Source organism: Micromonospora sp. DT63, from assembly GCF_049841615.1.
In the GTDB taxonomy this organism is placed as follows: domain Bacteria; phylum Actinomycetota; class Actinomycetes; order Mycobacteriales; family Micromonosporaceae; genus Micromonospora.
Map to the genome: position 1 here is coordinate 657,553 of NZ_JBNCKQ010000004.1, position 18,041 is coordinate 675,593.

Below are 18,041 nucleotides of genomic sequence, written 5' to 3' on the forward strand. Positions count from 1 at the left end.
TCCGGCGATACCGCCACCTCGGCGAACCGGAGTCGATCAAGCGCCGCCACACGCCGGGCAGCCCCGCCACACGCCGGGCAGCCCCGCCACACGCCGGGCAGCCCCGCCACGCACCGGGCAACGCCGCCACGCGCCGGGCAGCGCCGCCACGCGCTGGGCAGGGCGGCACCGGGCAACGCGAAGTCAGGCGCCGCAGCCGGGTCGGGCGGGGTCAGGCGCCGCGGCCGGCCTCGTAGGGGCGGCCACGCAGTCCGCCCGAGCGACGGTACGAGACCGAGCCGCCGTTGACGGCCGCCGGCAGGTCGCCGGGCCGGTCGAGGCCCATGGCTGCTCGGCGTACCCCCTCGCGCTGGGCTGCCAGGCGGCGCTGCGCCTCCCGGCGGGCCGCCGCGCGGCGGGCCTGTTCGCGGCGGACCTCGGCCTGGCGGGCGGCCAGCCACGCCGCCTCCCGGGCGCGGGCGCGGCGGCGACGGCGGCCGGCGAGGGCACGCCCGCGCAGGTGTACGACGTACAGGGCCAGCAGCAGGAAGGTGACCGAGAATCCGATCCAGAAGCCGGGGCTGACGAAGAGCACGCCGATCAGCTCGACGACGTTGAGCAGCAGCAGCGCGGCGAGCACCCGACGTCGGCGGTACACGGCGGGAGTGTGCTGCCGGCGCGGCGGACGACGGCGGGAACGCTTGGGTGCCGGCGGTACGGCCCGCAGGCGGCCGGAGCGGCGTGCCGCTGGGGGCGCGGAGACCGGCGCAGCCAACCTGCCCGTAGTCGCATCTTCACTCAGTGTGACGACGAGAGAGCGTGGCGGGTGCACGGGCTGCCGTCCTGGCACAGTGCGGCGCCGTCGACGGCGTTGGAGCACCCGCGCCGTCGACTGCGCCCGCTCCGCCACCAGCCGCTCGGTGGCGTCGTACCGGCGAACCAGCGCCGGGGCCAGGGCGAGCAGGCCGGCGGCGGCGAGGACGGCGAGGAGCACCGAGGTCGGCACCCTCACCCCTCCCGTCACCGAATTCGGAGCAACCGCTCCCCGACCGCAGGATCTTCCACCGATCGTGCCTGGGTGCGTAGATCGTCCGGGCGTTGAGCGCTTGCCGCAGCTTGCAGTTACTTGAGGTTACGGCGCACCGACCGCGATGCCGCCGCGCCGCGCCGATCCCGTCCGTGGGACGGCTCACCGCGCGGTGGCGCGTACCCGGTGCCAGCGGGCCAGCAGACCGCCCTCGGCGGCGACCTCTTCGCTCGTCATCGCGTATCCGATGTGGTCCCGCCAGGCGCCGTCGATGTGCATGTAGCGCACGTGGTACGACTCCTCGCGGAAGCCCAGCTTCTCCACCACCCGCCGCGACGGCCGGTTCTCCGGCCGGATGTTGACCTCCACCCGGTGCAGCCCACCCGGGCCGAACGCGTGGTCGACGGCGAGTGCGAGCGCCGTCGGGATCACTCCCTGCCCGGCGACCCGGGCGTCCACCCAGTAGCCGACGTAGCCGGAGCAGAAGGCGCGGCGCACGATGCTGCCCACGTTGAGATGCCCGACCAGCCGGTCCCGGTCGGCCTCGCGCAGGCAGACCGCGAACGGCATCCCCTCACCCTCGCGGGCGGAACGTCGCTGGTCACGGTGCACCCAGCGGAACGCGGCAGGCGAGTTCAACTCGTCCCAACTGCCCGGCAGCGACGACTCCCACGGTGCCAGCCAGGCCCGGTTGGCCCGACGCACCTCCGACCACGCCGCCGCGTCGGAGCGCCGGTAGGGCCGCAGCAGCACTGGACCGTCGACCAGCACCGCCGGCCAACCGGGTGCTCGGGCCGGTCCAAAGAGACTCACTCCCACAGTCTCCCGCGCGGGACCGTAAAGCGCGCAAGTGGACCCGCGATGGACCGCTGGGCGCGCGGAAACGTCACCGGCGCCTGTCGAGCAGCAGGACGTCCACGGTGGAGCCGGCGGCGGCGGTGGTGACCCGCTCGCCGAGCACCAGCAGCCCGTTCGCCTCGGCCAGGCCGGAGAGGGTGAACGGGCCACCGCGCAGCGGCTGCACTGTATAGCCGCCACCGCGACGCTCCGCGACGTGCGCGGGGCGGAACTCCCGCAGCCCGCCGGGGGACGACACGGTCTCCAGCAGGTGCGCCCGGACGCTGGGCCGGAACACCGGCTCGGCGCCGGCGAGCAGTTGGATCGCGGGGCGGGCCAGCACCTCGAAACCGATCAGCGCGGCGCCCGGGTCGCCGGGCAGGCAGACCACCGGCACCTCCTCGGCGCCGACGGTGCCGAACCCGAGGGCGGTGCCGGGATAGAGCGCCACGTCGGTGAAGGTCACCGGGCCGGCGCGGCCACCCTCGCGGCGGGACAGGATCCGCCGGACCATGTCCCCGGGGCCGGTGCCGGTCCCCCCGGTGGTGATGATCAGGTCGGCGCGCAGGGTCTGGTCCTCCAGCAGCCCGCGCAGCCCCTCCGGGTCGTCGTCGCAGATGCCCACCCGGTACGCCAGTGCGCCCACCTCGGCGGCGGCGGCGGTCAACGCGTGCGAGTTCGCGTCCACCACCTGACCGGGCTGGCTGCCCCGGCCCACGTCGACCAACTCGTCGCCGGTGGCCACGATGACCACCCGGGGGCTGGGCCGGACCACCACGTGACCGATGCCTGTCGCGGCGAAGACGGCGACGAGGGCCGGAGAGACGTACGTGCCGGCGCGGGCGAGCAGGGTGCCGGCGGGCAGTTCCTCACCGGCGCGGCGTACCCCGTACCCCCGTTTGGGGGTGCGGAAGATCTCGACGGCGGCCATGCCCTGGTCGGTCCACTCCACCGGGACCACCACGTCCGCGGCGACCGGCAGCGGCGCCCCGGCGGCCACCGAGAAGCACGAGCCCGGGGTGAGCCGCACCGGCCGCCAGCTCGCCGCGCCGAGGTCGCCGACCACGTTGAGCCGGATGGTCCGGCCGCCGGGCGTGCCGGAGGGGGCCGGGACGTAGCTCGGGCCCCGGCCCCCTCCGGAAATGTCCTCCCACCGGGCCGCGTACCCGTCCACGGCCGCCTGGTCGAAGGCCGGGAAGGCGTGCGGCGCGACGACGTCCTCGGCGAGGACGTTGCCGTGCGCCTGGGTGAGGTCGAGGTCGAGTGGCGGCAGCGCTCGTAACCTGCGCAGCACGCTGCCCAGGTAGTCGGCGAGCGGCGTCAACTCGTTCGCGGCCGCCTCGGCGTCGGCCGTCGCTGTCATGTACCAGATCCGCCTGCCGCGTCGGCCTTGACGAACTCGGCCAGCCAGGAGCGGAACTCGGCGCCGAGGTCCTCGCGCTCGGCGGCGATCTGCACGACGGTTTGGAGGTACCCCAGCGGCATGCCGGTGTCGTAGCGGGTGCCCCGGTAGACGATCGCGTGCACCGGTGTGCCCTCGGTGCGCAGCAGCTCCATGGCGTCGGTCAGCTGGATCTCGCCGCCGCTGCCCGGCTTGGTGCGGCGGATCGCGTCGAAGATCTTGCCGGGCAGCACATACCGACCCAGCACCGCCAGGTTGCTCGGCGCGTCCTCCGGCTGCGGCTTCTCCACCATGCCGGTGACCTTGACGACCTCGCCGATGTCGGTCAGCTCCGCCTCGGCCGGCTCGACGGAGGCGATGCCGTACCGCTTGGTGTCGGCCGGGTCGACCTCGAAGAAGGCGAGCACCACGCCGCCGGTGCGGGCCTGCAGCTCCAGCATCGCCGGCAGCAGTGGCTCGGACGGCTTGACGAACTCGTCGCCGAGCAGCACCGCGAAGGGCTGGTCACCGACGTGGGACTCGGCGTACCCGACGGCGTGGCCCAGCCCGAGCTGCTCCGGCTGCCGGACGGTGTAGATCTCGGCCAGCTCACTGGGCCGGCGCACGGCGGCCAGCCGCTCGGCGTCGCCCTTCTCCTCCAGCCTGGTCTCCAGGTCGGGGCGTCGATCGAAGTGGTCCACCATCGACGTCTTACCCCGACCGGTGATCAGCAACACGTCGCCGATGCCGGCCTGGGTGGCCTCCTCGACGATGTACTGCAGCACCGGCCGGTCGACCACCGGCAACAGTTCCTTCGGGACCGCCTTGGTGGCCGGCAGGAAGCGGGTGGCCAGTCCGGCGGCCGGGATAACGGCCTTGACCGCCAGGGGACGGCCGGTTGCGGCGACCGTCGATGAGGGGTTCGCTGAGTGCTCCGACATGCCGCGAGACTATCGGCCACGGCTCTGCCGCGGCGGGTGTGGCCCAGAAGACGCGCCGCCGCCCGGCCCCGGCCGGCCGACGTCGGGGCCGGCCCGCGCGGCGTCCGCGGCGGTGGCCGCCGGCTCGTCCGCCGGATCCGGGCGGGCGTGCGCGGGCCCCGACCGGTTCGACTCCGGTACGCCAGCTGTCGACTCCGACCGGGCGTGCCCGCCCGGCTCCCGCGGGACCTGCACCTGCCGGCCGGCCCGCGGCAGCCCGTCGGGTGGGCTGACGGCGCCGGCGGGCACCGGTATCTCCCACGTCGGCACGTCGGGGCGGGCCTCGGCGACGCGATAGGTGTCCCGGCCGGCCGCCTTGGCCGCGTACAGGGCGTCGTCGGCGGCTTCCAGCACCTCCCGTCCGGTGCTGCCGTGGTCCGGGTAGACGGCGATGCCCACCGACACGGTGACCACTATCGGCCCCGCGTACGCCTCGACGGCGATCGGCGTCTCGCGCACCGCCGCGCCGAGCCGCTCCGCGACGATCGCGGCGCCCCGGGCGTCGGTCTCCGGTAGGAGCAGCACGAACTCCTCGCCGCCCTGCCGGAAGGCCAGGTCGACCTCGCGGATCTCGCCGCGTACCCGCCGGGCGAACTCGGCCAGCACGGTGTCCCCCGCCGCGTGCCCGTACGTGTCGTTGACGTCCTTGAAGCGGTCCAGGTCGAGGGCGAGGACGCTGAGCATCCGGCCGAACCGGCTGGCCCGCTCCACCTCCCGCCGGATCGACTCGCGCAGGTAGCGGTAGTTCCAGAGGCCGGTGAGCGGGTCGGTGAGCGACAGCCGCTGGGCCTCCTCGTGCACCCGGACGTTCTCCACCGCCACTGCCGCGTGGCCGGCGAAGGTGCGCAGGGTGTCCAGGTCGTCGTCGTCGAACTCGTCCGCGCCCACCCGGTCGTAGAGGGCCAGCACACCGAGTGCCGCCGCGGCGCCGGCCTCGTCGAGACACCGCTCGCCGCCCGGGACTGTCGTTGTCGGGCCGCCCGGTGTGGTCGTTGTCGGGCCGCCCGGTGTGGTCGCTCCGCCCGGGGTCGAGAAGGGGACCGCGACGTAGGTGCGGCAGCGGGGCTCGCCGGTCGGAGCCTCCGTCGGTTCCAGCCGGCCCCGCTGCGGCTCGCCGGTCGCGGCCACCGCGCCGACCACGCCGACGCCCACGGGCACCCGCAGGCCCTGCGACCCGTCCGGGTCCCCCGCCGGCCAGCGCCCGTCCAACCCCTCGCTGCACTGCGCGACGAGCACCCCGCCGGCCTCCACCAGCAGCACCGCGCCGGCCCGCGCCCCGGTGGCCGCGATGGCGCTGTGCAGGATCACCCGCAGGATGCGTTGCAGGTCGTGGGTGCTGGCCAGGGTGTCGCCGAGCACCGCGAGGTGCCCACGTAGCTGGTCGCGGCTGCTGGTCAGCGCCGCGACGTACGACCCGGTCTCGCGGGTCATCCGGTTGAACGCTGCCGCCAGCCGTCCCAGCTCGTCGCGGCTGCGCACCGGAACCCGGGCGGTCAGGTCGCCGTGCGCCACCCGGTCGACCGCTCCGGCCAGCTCCACCAGTGGCCGGGTGGTCACCCGGGCCAGACGCCAGGCGGTGAACACGGCGAGCAGCCCGGCCAGCACGACCACGCCGGCCAGCGTGACGTGCAGCCCGGGCGGCCGCTCGCTCGGCACCGACAACACCAGCGGCAGCGGCTGGCCGGCGGACGGCCCGATCCGGCGCACGTACCGACCCCTGGTGCTCTCGGTGACCCGCTCACCGCTGGCGGACCCGGCGGCGGCCAGCACCGCGTCGCGTTCCTGCTGGGACTCGGTGGTGTGCGTGAAGCGGGCGGCGCTCGCACCGCCGTCGAGCAGGGTGACCGCGACCCCGGTCACCGCCGCCAGCCGGGCCACGAAGGCCGGGTCGACCAGGTGCGCGGCGGCCACCGTGCCCAGCAGCGCGCCGGCCGGGTCGCGGCGGTCGACCCGGGCGGCCAGCGCGCGGACCGGGCCGGACGGTTCGGTGGCCTGCTCGGAGCAGTCCCGCCAGGGCGTCGGCGGAGCGCCGGGCGAGGCGTACGTGACGCGTCCGTTCACGTCGGTGACCTGCACCGCTGCCGCCAGCCCACGGCCGACGAGCTGGCCGGCGGCGATGGCCGGGTCACCGGTGAGGGCGACCGTGTCGGCGGCAGCGCGCAGCTGCTGGCAGAGCGCGTCGACCGAGGTACGCACCGTCGAGGCCGCCACCGCGAGGCGCTCGGTGGACCGGCTGCGGTCGACTGCCGCGACGGTGGAGGCGACGAAGAACGCGCCGAGCACGACCGGGCCGAGCACCACCACGAGGAAGGCTGCAGTCAACCGCCCGCGTAGCGTCACTCGGTCCCCCCGGAAGTTCCGCCTCCGTTGCTTGCGATGCTGACACAGAGCAACCGTGGGAGTGGCGTTGCGTCAGGAGTGTTGCGTGCCGGAATTTTCTTATGAAGCGGAAGTGGCCCGAGTGGCGAAGCAGGAAACCCGCGTCGACCTGCTCGCCCGCCGCCGGGCCCTGACTGCTCCGGCGCGGGCCGAGGCCGCCGGGCGCGTCCAGGCCGAGCTGGTCGCCCTGGTACGCCGGCTGCGCCCGGCCCGGATGACGGCGTACGTCCCGGTCGGCTCCGAGCCGGGCGGGGCCGACCTGCCGGAGGTGTTGCGGTCGGCGCTGCCGCCCGACGCCGAGTTGCTGCTGCCGGTGCTCCTTGCCGACCTGGACCTGGACTGGGCGGCGTACTCCGGACCCGACGCGTTGGCGGCGGCCGGCCGGGGCATCCGGGAGCCGATCGGCCCCCGCCTCGGCGTAGCCGCGGTCACCGGCGCGGAGCTGGTCGTCGTGCCGGCGCTCGCCGTCGACCGGCGCGGCCGACGGCTGGGGCGCGGCGGCGGCTCGTACGACCGGGCGCTGGCACGGGTGCCCCGGGCGGTCCTGACCGTGGTCCCGCTGCACGACGGGGAGCTGGTCGAGGCGCTGCCGGCGGAGCCGCACGACCGTCCGGTCCGCGCGGTCGTCACCCCCACCGACGGGATGCGTACGCTTGACGACGGCCCGGGTACGGCGCAGGGTGTCGCGCCCCACACGTCCGCTGGACGAACCCGGGGCGAATGACGCACCATTGGCACTCGAATACGTCGAGTGCCAACTGGCCGAGCTCAGATACCGGAGGAGAACGTGCCCACGTACCAGTACGCCTGCACCGCGTGCGGTCACCAGCTCGAGGCGGTGCAGTCCTTCTCGGACGAGCCGCTGACCGAGTGCCCGGCGTGTCAGGGGCGGCTGCGCAAGGTCTTCAACTCGGTCGGCATCGTCTTCAAGGGCTCGGGCTTCTACCGCACCGACTCCCGCGCGTCCGGCTCCGAGACCTCCGCCGGCGGCACGCCGAGCAAGCCGGCCAAGTCCGAGTCGTCCTCGTCGTCCTCGTCGTCCTCGTCGTCCTCGTCCTCGGGTGGGGATTCCGGGTCGTCGTCCTCGTCCTCGTCGTCCGGTGGATCGTCCTCCGGATCGTCGTCTGGTGGGTCGTCGTCCGGTGGGTCGGGCGGCGGCAAGGCTCCGGCGGCCAGTTCCGCCTCCTGACCCAGCCTTCCCAACCTCACCCTCGCCGACAGCGCCGCCCGCGATCGACCGGGCGGCGCTGCTCCAGTCTTGATCCACTCGGGTTCCCGAAAGTCGGCCTGTCCCGGCGGTGTTGATCGCCCGGATTCCAGGAACCCGAGTTGATCGGCCCGCATGCCAGCGCGGCCCCCGTGCCAGCGCGGCCGCGCCCCTCGCGATAGCAGATCCGGCCGGTAAATGGGCGTTATCCACAGGCCGGCCAGTTGTCCACAGGCGGGGACGAGGGGTCCGCAGGGCGGGCCGTTGCCGGCCTACCGTGCCGCTCTACGGGTGTCACCACGACGGCACCCGGGACGGAGGCGGCAGATGATCACCCGCACGTTGGACTCCGCTCGGGCGTTGCGCCCGCTGCGCCGGCCGGCCCTACCCGGCGGTCGCACCCTGTTGCGGGCCGGGTTGGTCGCCGCGCTGCTCGGCCTCGCCGCCGCGATCCTGCACACCCCCACCGGCATGGACACCCCGACCGGCGGTCGCACCGCGACCGGCTGCCCGGCGGCCAACGGCGCAGTCAGGGCACCGGCCCGGCTCACCCAGCCCGCCGCCGTGCCGACGGTCGCCCAGCCCCGGGCCGCGGCCGGGCGGCGGGTCCGGCTCCTCCAACCCGCCCTGCGGACAGTCGCCCTGCCCAGGATCGCGGCCGGGGTGTGGGTCCGGCTCACCCAACCCGCCGTGCCGACGGTGGCCCGCCCCGGGGTCGCGGTCGGGCGGTGGGCCCGGCTCACCCGACCCGCCGTGCCGACGGTCGCCCGCCCTGCGGGCGCGGCGTCGGGGTCAGTCCCAGTGTGGGGGGCGTTGGGAGAGGAGCCAGTCGTCGTTGCCGCTGCTCCGCTCGCCCCAGCCCTGGTCGGTGTCGTCCGAGGTCTGCTCGGGCAGCACCACGAAGTCGTCGCTCAGGTCGACGGTGCGGTCGTCATCGCCGCGCGCGCCCTGCGTGCCGGGGTCCTCGGTGCTCACGAGCGGCAAGACTAGCGCAGGCGACAACGGGCGGTCGCTCGCCGCGGTCGGCACATCGACCAGAAGCGACCGGGCCGCCGGCTCCGTTGGTAGCGTCGAACGCCGTGACGACCCCCAGCGGTGGCAGCACCCCGGACGACGACTACTGGCGCCGGCCCGGGACCGGCGACGGCCCGATGGCGGACCGACCCCCACCCGCCACCACGCCCACGAGCGGGTACGCGGGACCGCCCCCGAGCGTGCCGCCGCCGGCCGGCTGGCGTCCCCCGGTGCACCTGGAGCCGGCCCCGCCCCGACAGCTCCCGCCACAGGACATGGCCGTCCTGGATGCGGCCGAACAGCGTTCCCAGCGGGTCACCTACGGCTTCGGCGCCGCAGCCGCCGTGGTGCTGGTGGCTCTTGTCTGCCTGCTCTGCTCGCGCCTCATCTTCTGAGGCGGCGTCCGACCGCCGGTCAGAGAGTGGTGCCCCAGACGGCCTCGGCGCCGGAGTGACCCGTCAGGTAGACGTAGACCAGGGCGGCGATGGCCAGCGCGACGGTAACCACCGCCAGCACCGGCGTCACCAGCGCCGGCAGCCTGGGCACGCGCGGGTGCCCACTGGTCGCCACGAGCAGCGCGATGGCCACGATCCCCAGGGGCACCACGATCCGGAACAGAATGTCGCCGTAACGGGAGTGCTCGAAGATCTGGTCGAGTATCTGGCCCTGGTAGCCGCGGGCGACCAGGGCGTCGGTGAAGGCTTCACCGGACTCGACGGCCACGAACGCGGTCACCGGCGCGGCCACGGCCAGGATGCCCAGCGCCCAGTCCAGTCGGTGCCGCCAGCGCGGCAGCCCCACGTATCCGATGGCCAGCACAGCCAGCAGTGGGACGATGACGACCACCGCGTGGACCACGAGGACGTGTACCGGTAGACCCAGGATCTCCTCGAACATCGACACCTCCAGGTGGATCACGGTGCGGGGAGCGCCAGCGTACGGACCGCCGGTCGTCCCCGAGCTCTCGCCCGGAGACACGCGCGCGGCGGCGATCAGGTTCAGCACGGCGCGACCCCGCTGGTCGGTCCTGCGGGCTGTGTCCGTGGCCACCCCGGGCAAGCGACGGTTGTCGCTGCTGGTCGTACGTGCTGTCATTGGCGCATGTCCGGTGGCGAGGAGCTGTTGCGATCGAGGGGCCTCCGCGTCACCCGACCGCGCCTCGCGGTGCTCGACGTTCTCGCCGACGGCGGTCACCTGGAGGTCGACGAGATCACCCGGCGGGTCCGCGAACGCCTCGACTCGGTCTCCACGCAGGCGGTCTACGACGTGCTGGGGGCGCTGAGCCGGGCCGGATTGTCCCGCCGGATCGAGCCGGCCGGCAGTCCCGCCCGGTACGAGGCGCGCGCCGGCGACAACCACCACCACGTGGTCTGCCGGGGCTGCGGCGAGATCGCCGACGTCGACTGCACCGTCGGCAGCGCTCCCTGCCTGGAGCCGGGCACCGCGCACGGCTTCGAGGTGGAGGAGGCAGAGGTGACCTTCTGGGGTCTCTGCCCGAGCTGCCAGTCGCGACGCGCCGCCGACAGCTGACCCCGCTCCACCGGCACCGACCGGCGGCCCGTGGCACGCTTGGTCGGTGGACTCCGATGACCTCGGCCTCTTCGGTCCGGGTTCGGTCACGTGGAAGGTGCACGAGGAGCCGATCCTGATCGTCGCGGGCCTGCGCTCGCTCTACCTCCAGGCGTTGCACCCCCGGGCCATGGCCGGGGTCGCGCAGAACAGCAACTACCGCACCGACGCGTGGGGTCGACTGGTGCGCACCGCCACCTACGTGGCGACCACCGTCTACGGCACCACGGTTGAAGCGGAGCAGGCCGGGGCGCGGCTGCGTCGCCTGCACGACCGGCTGCGGGCCACCGACACCGCCACCGGCGAGGAGTTCCGGATCGACGACCCGGCCCTGCTGCGCTGGGTGCACGTCACCGAGGTCGAATCGTTCCTCACCACGGCCCGGCGGGCGGGCCTGCCGCTCACCGACGACGAGGTGGACGGCTACTACACCGAGCAGCGTCGGTCGGCAGCTCTCGTCGGGCTGGATCCGGCCACGGTGCCGGGCACCGCCGCCGAGGTGGCGGCGTACTACCGCGCCGTGCGGCCGGAGCTGCGGATGACCCGGGAGGCCGCCGAGACGGCGATCTTCCTCACCGCCCCACCGCTGCCGTGGAAACTCAGCCTGCCGGCCCGGCTGGGCCTCACCCTCGGCCCGCCGCGCTGGGCGTACCTGGGAATCGCCGGTACCGCGCTCGCGCTGCTGCCTCCGTGGGCCCGGCGGATGTACGGCGGATTGGGGCTGCCCACCACCGAACTGTCGGCGGACCTCACGGTGCGCGCCCTGCGCCTGGCGCTCGCCGCGGTGCCGCGCCGCTACCTGGAGGGGCCGTTGATACAGGCCGCCAAGGAGCGGGCCGAGCGGCACACCGCGACCTCGCTGGCCGGCTGACAGCCGGACCCGCTCGGGGTCAGGTGCGGGCAGGCCGCTGACGGTCAGCCGTCGGCGGGCCGGTCCACGGCCGCCCACGGCTCCTTGCCCGGCGTCTGCGCCCCGGTCGGGCAGTGCCGCCGAAAGTCGCACCAACCGCATCGCGGGCCGGGCGCCACCGGGAACGCCTCGTCGGCGTCGCCGCCCTCGGCGACCGCCCGCTCGGCGGCCATGATGTCGCGTGCCGTGTCCTCGGCCCGGGTCAACTGGCGGGTCAGCGACTCGACGGTGTGGTCGTGGCCGGCGACCGTGCCCGTCGGCAGGTGGTGCAGCTCCACCCGGCGACACGGCCGGCGGAACACCCGCTCGGCCGCGTACGCGTAGAGGGCCAGCGCCTGCGAGCCCCGGGCGTCGTCGGAGTCCAGCCCGGTGCGGCCCGTCTTGTAGTCGACGATGACCAGCTCCGGGCCCTCCGGCCCGGGGCGGGAGTCGATGCGGTCGGCGCGGCCGTTGAAGGCCAGCACGGCGGTCTTGACCGCCACCACCCGCTCGACACCGAGCGGGTCGGACTCCGGATCCAGCGTCTCGACGTACGCCTCCAGCCAGGCCAGCGCCCGCTGGTAGGCGGCCCGCTCCTGCGCGTCGTCGCGGTAGCCCTCACGGACCCAGGTGCCCTTGAGCAGGAGGGCCAGCGCCTTCGGGTGCCGCCGGTCGGCGGGCAGCGCGTACCAGTTCTTGAGGGCGGTGTGCACGCTGGCGCCGAGCGAGTTGTGCGCCCACGGCGGCCCCTTCGGCGGCGCGGGCCGGTCGACGTAGGAGTAGCGGTAGCGGCGGGGGCAGTCCGCGTACGCGCCGAGCTTGCTCGGGGTGCAGACGAACAGCCGTTCCGGCATCCCCTCGAAGCCGAGCTGCTCGGCGCCACCGGGGCGCTGCTGGGGGGCTCGACCGCCTGCGGCGGGTCGTCCGGCTGAAGAGGCTCGTCGCACGCCTGCGATCCTGCCATCCACCGCCGACATTCCGGGTGTGCGGTCAGGCCATGTTCACGTACTGCGTCACGAAGGCCGCCACCGCGTCGGCGATGAGCTGTACGGCGATCGCGGCCAGGAGCAGGCCGGCGATCCGGGTCAACACCTCGATGCCACCGGGGCGCAGGATCTTCACGATTCCGCCGGAGAAGCGCAGCACGATCCAGACCGCGACCATGACGGCGAGGATGGCCGCGGCGATGGCGGTGAAGTCGCCGAACCCGTCGGCCTGCTGGACGAAGAGCATGGTCGCCACGATGGCGCCCGGTCCGGCCAGCAACGGGGTGCCCAGCGGCACCAGCGCGATGTTCGAGGTGACCTGCTGGCTGGGATCGTCGGCCTTGCCGGTCAGCAGTTCCAGGGCCACCAGGACGAGCAGCAGCCCACCGGCGGCCTGCAACGCGGGCAGGTCCACGTGCAGATAGTCGAGCAGGGTCTGCCCGGCCACCGCGAAGATCACGATTACGCCGAGAGCCAGCGCGACGGCCTGCCACGCTGCCCGGTTACGGTCGCGCGCGGGCAACGGCCCGGTCAGCGCCAGGAAGATCGGCATCATGCCCGGCGGGTCGGTGATCACCAGCAGGGTCACGAAAACCTCGCCGAACAGCTTCAGATCCACGTGAGAAACCTAGCCGCGCCGTGGTGGGCGAAATACGCGGATCAGCCCGAAGCGACCTCGGTCACCCCGGCGGCGACAATCCGCTCGTACGCCTCGACTCCTGTGGTGAACGCGCCGAGCTGGACGCTCTTGTGGGTGCCGTGAAAGTCGGAGGAGCCGGTGACCAGGAGGCCCAACTCGGCGGCGAGCGCGCGTACGTGCGCCTGCTCGGCCGGGCTGTGGTCCTCGTGATCGGCCTCGAGGCCGGCCAGCCCGGCGGCGGCCAGCTCGGCGATCAGCTCGTCGGGCACCACCCGGCCACGTCGGGTGGCGCGGGGATGGGCGAAGACCGGTACACCGCCGGCGGCCCGGACCAGCCGGACGGCACGGAAGACGTCGATGTCCTCCTTCGGCAGCCGGTACCGCTCGCCCAGCCAGTCCGGCCCGAACGCCTCGCTGGTGCTGGCTACCAGACCGGCGCGGATCAGCGCCTGCGCGATGTGCGGGCGACCCACCGTGCCGCCGTCCGCCCCGGTGAGGATGTCCGGCCAGTGCACGTCGATGCCGTCGGCGCGCAGCAGCGCCACGATCCGTTCGCCGCGCTCCTCGCGGGCGGCCCGCACCCGGGTCAGCTCGGCGACCAGCTCCGGGTGGTCGGGGTCGAACAGGTACGCCAGGAGGTGCAGCGGCACCGGCGGCCGCGCGCCCGACCAGTGACAGGACAGCTCGGCGCCTCGGATCAGGCGCAGACCGGGCGGCAGCGCCCGCACGGCCGGCGCCCAACCGGCGGTGGTGTCGTGGTCGGTGATGGCCAGCACGTCGAGGCCCGCGTCGGCACCGGCGCGGACCAGGTCGGCGGGGCTGAGCGTGCCGTCGCTGGCGGTCGAGTGGGCGTGCAGGTCGATCCGCGGCGCGGGGCCGGTACGCGAGGTCACCTCCCGACGCTACCCAGCGGACCCGAATCCGGCTCGCGTAGGTGCCGGCCAGCCCCGGGGCGTGCCCCTCAGCGCACGCCGGGCCACGGGCCGCTCCCGGCGCAGGGCACCGGAGCGCGCACCAGCGAGCCGAGCCGGTTGCCGCAGCGCGGGACGCCACGACCAACGGGGGCCGGGTGCGGATCAGGAGCCGGTGACCAGGACCGGCCGGTCACCGGGCGCGAGGCCGTCCACGGGCACCGGCTCGGCCGGTTGCCCGGCGCGCACCCGGTCGACGTCGACCTGAACCAGCTTGCCGGCGCTGTCGACGTAGGAGACGTCCGTCCCGGTCGTCCAGGCGACCGCGCCACTCAGCGCCGGACCGGCCGGCATGGCGTTCACCGTCGCTCCGAGTCGCTGCAGATCGACCAGGAGGGCCTGATCGCTCGCGCCGACCTTCCCGTTCACCAGAAGCCATCGCCCGTCGCCGGACACGCCGCCCGCGCCGTCCCGGCTCAACTGGATGCCGCAGGCGGTGCGTACCGGCTTCAGGGCCCGCTTCGGGTCGAGCGCCGCCAGGCAGGTCCCACCGGACCCGCTCGCGGACACCTGACCGATCAGCCGCCCGTCGGGCAGCGCACCGTAGACGTTCAGGGTGCCCCGCTCGGACACCGCGGTCAGCTCCTCCGTGCCCGGCCGCCACAGGGCATGGCTCGGCCCGTTCCGGTCGAGCCGGACCAGCACGCTGTTTCCGACGAACCGAACGGGTTCCGCGCCGTCCGGCACCGGAATGCGCACCGTGCCGATGAGCTGGCTCCCGACGACTCCCGCCACGAGCAGGTCCGTGCCGTCGCGCCAGGCGACCTGGCTGGCGTCGGGCGCGAGAACGATCTTGCCCGCACCGGCCAGCAGCACCTGCACCAGGCCGTCGTCCCGGGCGACCCAGAGGGAACGGCCGGCGGTGGTCGGGGCACCGACCACCAGCAGGCCGGCGCCGCTGGGCAGGCTGTGGGCGCGTTCGGCGGGCCCGACGCTGGGCAGCGCCAGCCGCTTGCCGTCGGGGTTGATCAGGGTGCCGTCGAGGAGCAGGCCGGGTGGCGCTCCGGGCGATGACGCGGGTGGGGCAACGGGCGCCGAGGGAAGCGGCCGGGCCGACAGATCCGGATCGCCGATCACGACGATGGGCGGGCCCTGCCGGCCGGTCTCGTCGGCGAGCTGCGTCATGCCGGCGCCGATCAGCACGGTGGTGACCATTCCGAGCGCGACACCGACACCGGCACGGCGCCGTCGGATCCGGTTGGCCCGGCGGATGGCCTGACCGGCCGGGTCGGCGGTCAGCGGACGGGTGACGGCGACCTGGTGCGAGAGAGTCTCCCGCACCGCACCTTCCAGCTGGTCACGTCGCACCTGGTTAGGACGCTGCGGACCGCCCGTCAGGTTGTCGGGCCGCCGCGGGAATGCGCTCACTGCTGATCTCCGGCGCCGGTGCCGACGGGCACGGCCGCCGGAGCGGTGGGCAGCTCGACCGCCGGTGCGATCGGGCGAGGCACGGACGGGCGGGGTACGACAGCTCCCGGCACGGCCCGGCCGGCCGCCGGACGCGGCGTCGCCACGGCACGACCCCCCGAATCCCTCCCGGCCGGCCCAGGTCGGGCAGCGTCGGCACCTCGGCCAGCTCCCGCGGCATCCCCCCGGCCGGCGGGAGCAGCCCCACCGCCGGAGGAAGCAGCGCGACCCGGGAGAGCGGCGTCGCGGCCCCGGCCGGAGAGAGCAGCGCGACCGTCGGTACCGGGGGCATCGACCAGGTCCGGGGTGGCGGTGCCCATCCGTCGGCGCAGCGTGGCCAGTGCCCGGGAGGCCTGGCTCTTCACCGTGCCCGGGGAGATGTCCAGCAGCGCGGCCGTCTGCGCTTCCGACATGTCCTCGTAATAGCGCAGGACCAGCACCGCCCGCTGCCGGCTCGGCAGCTCCCGGAGGTGCCGCCAGAGCAGGTCACGGTCGAGCTGCTGCTCGATCTCGTCGACACCGGGCCGTTCGGGCAGCACCTCGGTGGGGCGTTCACCGTGCCAGCGTCGCCGCCACCAGCTCGTCGAGGTGTTGACCATCACACGACGGGCGTACGGCTCGACGGCCTCGATCCCGCCGAGCCGCTTCCAGGCGAGGTAGGTCTTGGTCAGCGCCGTCTGGAGCAGATCCTCGGCCGTCGCCCAGTCGCCGGCGAGCAGATAGGCGGTACGGAGCAGGGCGGCGGAGCGAGCCGCGACGAACTCGCGAAACTCCTCCTCCAACGGGTCCCTGCTCGCCACCACACACCTCCGCACCCACACCGTCCTGGCAGAGTGCCACGTCAGAGGCGTTCCGGTCCATGACGAAAGGTGCGCACTTGCTCCGATGTTCGGACGAAAACTTTCACGCCCCGTCGTCGGCCTTGGCCTCGTCGGCCTCCTTGCCCAACCGCGCCTCGACCGCCTGCGGCTCGTACATCTCTTCCACGACGCGCAGGTACAGCTCGTTCGGGTTGGGCAGGTTCTTGATCTCCCGCAGCGCCTGCTCCTGGCCGGCGGACTCCAGGACGAAGGTGCCGTAGTTGAGTGCGCGGCCGGTCGGCGTCTGCTCGTACTTCATGTCGGTGACCCGGACCAGCGGCATCATGGCCACCTTGCGGGTGACGATGCCGTTGACCACCATGACCCGCTTATTGGTCAGGATGAACCGGTCATACCACCAGTCGGCGACCTTCCAGGCGACCCAGCCCATGACGGCGAACCAGAGCAGCACCGCGATGGTCGTCAACGCGCCCACGTTGTTGCCGGCGAGGAAGCCGGACAGGTAGCCGAGCACGAACGTCGCCGCGATGCCGATCAGGAGCGGGTTGGTGAGGTGGATCCAGTGCCGCTTCCACTCGCCCCGGTAGCGCTCGGTGGGGAAGAGGTAGCGGGCGACCAGCGAGCTGGGCTCGTCCTCCAGCGGAAGCACCCGCCGGGGAGTCGCCCCCGTCGCGTCGGCACGCAGCCCCGCGAGCTCGTCCTCGGAGATCTGCGGTGGCTGGTAGGCGGCCTCGGGGTCGCGGATCCAGCCCCGGCCGGACCGCCCTTCGCCGGCATAGCCGGGCCCTTCGCCATAGCCGACGTCGTCCGAAAGGGACGGCCCGTCGGACAGGCCGGGACCGGCTCCGTAGCCCGGGCCGTCATCCGGCCCGATCCGCGGTATCGGCTCGGTGTCGCGCCGGTCCCGGTCGGGGTCGTCCGGGTCGAAGGGTGGACCGGAGGGGCTGCCCATCGACGGTTAGGCGACGAGGCTGGTGAAGAAGTCGCCGAACCCCTGGGCGATGTCCATGATCCCGCCGCCCAGCGACTTGAACACATCAGCCGCAGAGTTTGGCCGATAGGCGACGAAGAAGATCAAGAATGCGATTCCGGCCCAGGTGAGGACCTTCTTGACCATGGCGGGCCATCCTCTCGCGCGGCGCCGGGTCCCATTACCGCAGCGGCACCCAGAGTATCAGTGTGGTGTCGTACAGTGAAGATCTGCGTCCGTTCTCCGTCAAACCCGGAAGGCTGTCAAGCCCTCCCGGACAGGTACGGGGATGGTGCGCCGTACACGAGTTCGGGCGGAGTCCACTCGGTCAGGTCGTGCAAAACGACGTCTTCCGCGAGGAGGTGACCCGCACTCGCCGGCCAGGCTATCGCATGCAGCCACATTCCCCGAGCCTCGCCGGCGTACGCGCTTCGATCCGTCGGAGAATTCACCAACCACAGTGGAGTCGGGTGCCCGCCGACCCGGATCCTGGCCTGCCCCACGTGCTCGGGGTGCCCCGGGCCGGGGTCGGTCAGCGCGTCGGCGAGTTCCGGTCCGGGATCCGGGCCGGCCAGGCCGGCGAGTCGGGTGCCCAGGCCGACGCCCGGCTCCTCGGCCACGAAGACCAGATCCGCCGGGCCGTCGTCGAGCGGCGCGGGCCCCGCGCAGGCCACCGCAGTCGCCCGTACGCCGGTGCGGTCGTCACCGGCGTACGCCACGCCGGTGAGGGTCCACCCTGGCGGCAGCGGCCACGGGCACCACAGCGGCGTCCCCGGTGGACCGCCGGTCGCGGCGATCCGCTCCACCACGCTCGCGACGATCTCCGCTCCGATGTGTTCGGGCACGTGCAGCGGCGGTACGGGACCGCAGCGCAGGCACCTCGACTCGGTGTGCATCAGATCCGGCGCCCGTACCGGGCCCCCGCATCTCGGACAACTCACCGCGACACTCACAACCCCACCGTCACCCGGCATCGCTGGCACG

The 18,041-nt window shown here is 73.9% G+C and carries 20 protein-coding genes; 5 read left to right on the plus strand and 15 right to left on the minus strand.

From position 1 onward, the window contains the following. Nucleotides 1-211: 211 nt before the first annotated feature. The 5 genes from ACLQ27_RS18845 to ACLQ27_RS18865 form a co-directional block, all read right to left on the minus strand. Nucleotides 212-991 carry a divisome protein SepX/GlpR gene (locus ACLQ27_RS18845; protein ID WP_357490670.1) on the minus strand — a complete coding sequence of 260 codons (780 nt, stop codon included), beginning with the start codon at nt 989-991 and terminating at the stop codon, nt 212-214. 177 nt (nt 992-1,168) lie between these two features. Continuing rightward, entirely contained in the window at nt 1,169-1,819 is a 651-nt protein-coding gene (locus ACLQ27_RS18850) for a GNAT family N-acetyltransferase (protein WP_234584369.1), read from the minus strand. 73 nt (nt 1,820-1,892) lie between these two features. Continuing rightward, nucleotides 1,893-3,206: a molybdopterin molybdotransferase MoeA gene (glp, locus tag ACLQ27_RS18855; protein WP_139582488.1), complete on the minus strand. Its 1,314-nt coding sequence runs from the start codon at nt 3,204-3,206 to the stop codon at nt 1,893-1,895. Then, nucleotides 3,203-4,165: a UTP--glucose-1-phosphate uridylyltransferase gene (locus ACLQ27_RS18860; RefSeq protein WP_234584368.1), complete on the minus strand. Its 963-nt coding sequence runs from the start codon at nt 4,163-4,165 to the stop codon at nt 3,203-3,205. Before ACLQ27_RS18860 ends, glp begins: the two co-directional genes overlap by 4 nt. 9 nt (nt 4,166-4,174) lie before the next feature. Next, the gene (locus ACLQ27_RS18865; RefSeq protein ID WP_425867837.1) at nt 4,175-6,544 is read right to left on the minus strand and encodes a diguanylate cyclase; all 2,370 of its coding nucleotides are present in this window, start codon (nt 6,542-6,544) and stop codon (nt 4,175-4,177) included. 85 nt (nt 6,545-6,629) lie between these two features. Between ACLQ27_RS18865 and ACLQ27_RS18870 the strand changes: the two genes are divergently transcribed. Further along, the gene (locus ACLQ27_RS18870; RefSeq protein ID WP_425867839.1) at nt 6,630-7,307 is read left to right on the plus strand and encodes a 5-formyltetrahydrofolate cyclo-ligase; all 678 of its coding nucleotides are present in this window, start codon (nt 6,630-6,632) and stop codon (nt 7,305-7,307) included. A gap of 27 nt (nt 7,308-7,334) precedes the next feature. After that, nucleotides 7,335-7,772 (plus strand): FmdB family zinc ribbon protein, encoded by a 438-nt coding sequence (locus ACLQ27_RS18875; protein ID WP_425867841.1) that lies wholly within the window; start codon nt 7,335-7,337, stop codon nt 7,770-7,772. Between the two features lie 810 nt (nt 7,773-8,582). Here ACLQ27_RS18875 and ACLQ27_RS18880 read toward each other — a convergent pair. Next, nucleotides 8,583-8,765: a hypothetical protein gene (locus ACLQ27_RS18880; RefSeq protein ID WP_425867843.1), complete on the minus strand. Its 183-nt coding sequence runs from the start codon at nt 8,763-8,765 to the stop codon at nt 8,583-8,585. A 104-nt stretch (nt 8,766-8,869) separates the two neighbouring features. Here ACLQ27_RS18880 and ACLQ27_RS18885 point away from each other — a divergent pair, with 104 nt between their 5' ends. Beyond that, nucleotides 8,870-9,199: a hypothetical protein gene (locus ACLQ27_RS18885; RefSeq protein WP_234584364.1), complete on the plus strand. Its 330-nt coding sequence runs from the start codon at nt 8,870-8,872 to the stop codon at nt 9,197-9,199. Between the two features lie 19 nt (nt 9,200-9,218). Here ACLQ27_RS18885 and ACLQ27_RS18890 read toward each other — a convergent pair whose 3' ends face one another. Beyond that, a complete protein-coding gene (locus ACLQ27_RS18890) occupies nt 9,219-9,701 on the minus strand; it encodes a DUF2231 domain-containing protein (protein ID WP_357492022.1) in 483 nt (160 codons plus the stop codon). A 204-nt stretch (nt 9,702-9,905) separates the two neighbouring features. Between ACLQ27_RS18890 and ACLQ27_RS18895 the strand changes: the two genes are divergently transcribed. Continuing rightward, nucleotides 9,906-10,334, plus strand: a complete 429-nt coding sequence (locus ACLQ27_RS18895) for a Fur family transcriptional regulator (RefSeq protein WP_357490681.1) — start codon at nt 9,906-9,908, stop codon at nt 10,332-10,334. Nucleotides 10,335-10,380: 46 nt separating this feature from the next. After that, complete coding sequence (locus ACLQ27_RS18900) at nt 10,381-11,244, plus strand: oxygenase MpaB family protein (protein ID WP_357490683.1); 864 nt, start codon at nt 10,381-10,383, stop codon at nt 11,242-11,244. 44 nt (nt 11,245-11,288) lie between these two features. Here ACLQ27_RS18900 and ACLQ27_RS18905 read toward each other — a convergent pair whose 3' ends face one another. The 8 genes from ACLQ27_RS18905 to ACLQ27_RS18940 all read right to left on the minus strand — a co-directional run bounded on the left by ACLQ27_RS18905 (nt 11,289) and on the right by ACLQ27_RS18940 (nt 18,031). Further along, entirely contained in the window at nt 11,289-12,116 is an 828-nt protein-coding gene (locus tag ACLQ27_RS18905) for a PD-(D/E)XK nuclease family protein (protein ID WP_234584375.1), read from the minus strand. Between the two features lie 136 nt (nt 12,117-12,252). Further along, on the minus strand, nt 12,253-12,867 hold the full coding sequence (locus ACLQ27_RS18910; protein ID WP_234584361.1) for a MarC family protein: 615 nt from the start codon (nt 12,865-12,867) through the stop codon (nt 12,253-12,255). 41 nt (nt 12,868-12,908) lie between these two features. Further along, nucleotides 12,909-13,781: a PHP domain-containing protein gene (locus ACLQ27_RS18915; protein WP_425867845.1), complete on the minus strand. Its 873-nt coding sequence runs from the start codon at nt 13,779-13,781 to the stop codon at nt 12,909-12,911. Between the two features lie 183 nt (nt 13,782-13,964). After that, entirely contained in the window at nt 13,965-15,140 is a 1,176-nt protein-coding gene (locus ACLQ27_RS18920; RefSeq protein ID WP_425867847.1) for a hypothetical protein, read from the minus strand. Between the two features lie 83 nt (nt 15,141-15,223). Beyond that, nucleotides 15,224-16,066 (minus strand): SigE family RNA polymerase sigma factor, encoded by an 843-nt coding sequence (locus ACLQ27_RS18925; RefSeq protein WP_357490689.1) that lies wholly within the window; start codon nt 16,064-16,066, stop codon nt 15,224-15,226. Between the two features lie 103 nt (nt 16,067-16,169). Next, entirely contained in the window at nt 16,170-17,039 is an 870-nt protein-coding gene (locus ACLQ27_RS18930; protein ID WP_234584357.1) for a PH domain-containing protein, read from the minus strand. A gap of 6 nt (nt 17,040-17,045) precedes the next feature. Next, nucleotides 17,046-17,204 (minus strand): hypothetical protein, encoded by a 159-nt coding sequence (locus ACLQ27_RS18935; RefSeq protein ID WP_007455302.1) that lies wholly within the window; start codon nt 17,202-17,204, stop codon nt 17,046-17,048. 116 nt (nt 17,205-17,320) lie between these two features. Then, on the minus strand, nt 17,321-18,031 hold the full coding sequence (locus ACLQ27_RS18940; protein WP_308195366.1) for a DUF6758 family protein: 711 nt from the start codon (nt 18,029-18,031) through the stop codon (nt 17,321-17,323). Between the last annotated feature and the right edge of the window lie 10 nt (nt 18,032-18,041).

Excerpts from the sequence above, each read along its gene's own strand:
- glp (WP_139582488.1), bottom strand. The coding sequence starts at position 3,206 with ATGACAGCGACGGCCGACGCCGAGGCGGCCGCGAACGAGTTGACGCCG.
- ACLQ27_RS18860 (WP_234584368.1), bottom strand. The coding sequence starts at position 4,165 with ATGTCGGAGCACTCAGCGAACCCCTCATCGACGGTCGCCGCAACCGGC.
- ACLQ27_RS18890 (WP_357492022.1), bottom strand. The coding sequence starts at position 9,701 with ATGTTCGAGGAGATCCTGGGTCTACCGGTACACGTCCTCGTGGTCCAC.
- ACLQ27_RS18895 (WP_357490681.1), top strand. The coding sequence starts at position 9,906 with ATGTCCGGTGGCGAGGAGCTGTTGCGATCGAGGGGCCTCCGCGTCACC.
- ACLQ27_RS18905 (WP_234584375.1), bottom strand. The coding sequence starts at position 12,116 with ATGCCGGAACGGCTGTTCGTCTGCACCCCGAGCAAGCTCGGCGCGTAC.
- ACLQ27_RS18930 (WP_234584357.1), bottom strand. The coding sequence starts at position 17,039 with ATGGGCAGCCCCTCCGGTCCACCCTTCGACCCGGACGACCCCGACCGG.
- ACLQ27_RS18935 (WP_007455302.1), bottom strand. The coding sequence starts at position 17,204 with ATGGTCAAGAAGGTCCTCACCTGGGCCGGAATCGCATTCTTGATCTTC.
- ACLQ27_RS18940 (WP_308195366.1), bottom strand. The coding sequence starts at position 18,031 with ATGCCGGGTGACGGTGGGGTTGTGAGTGTCGCGGTGAGTTGTCCGAGA.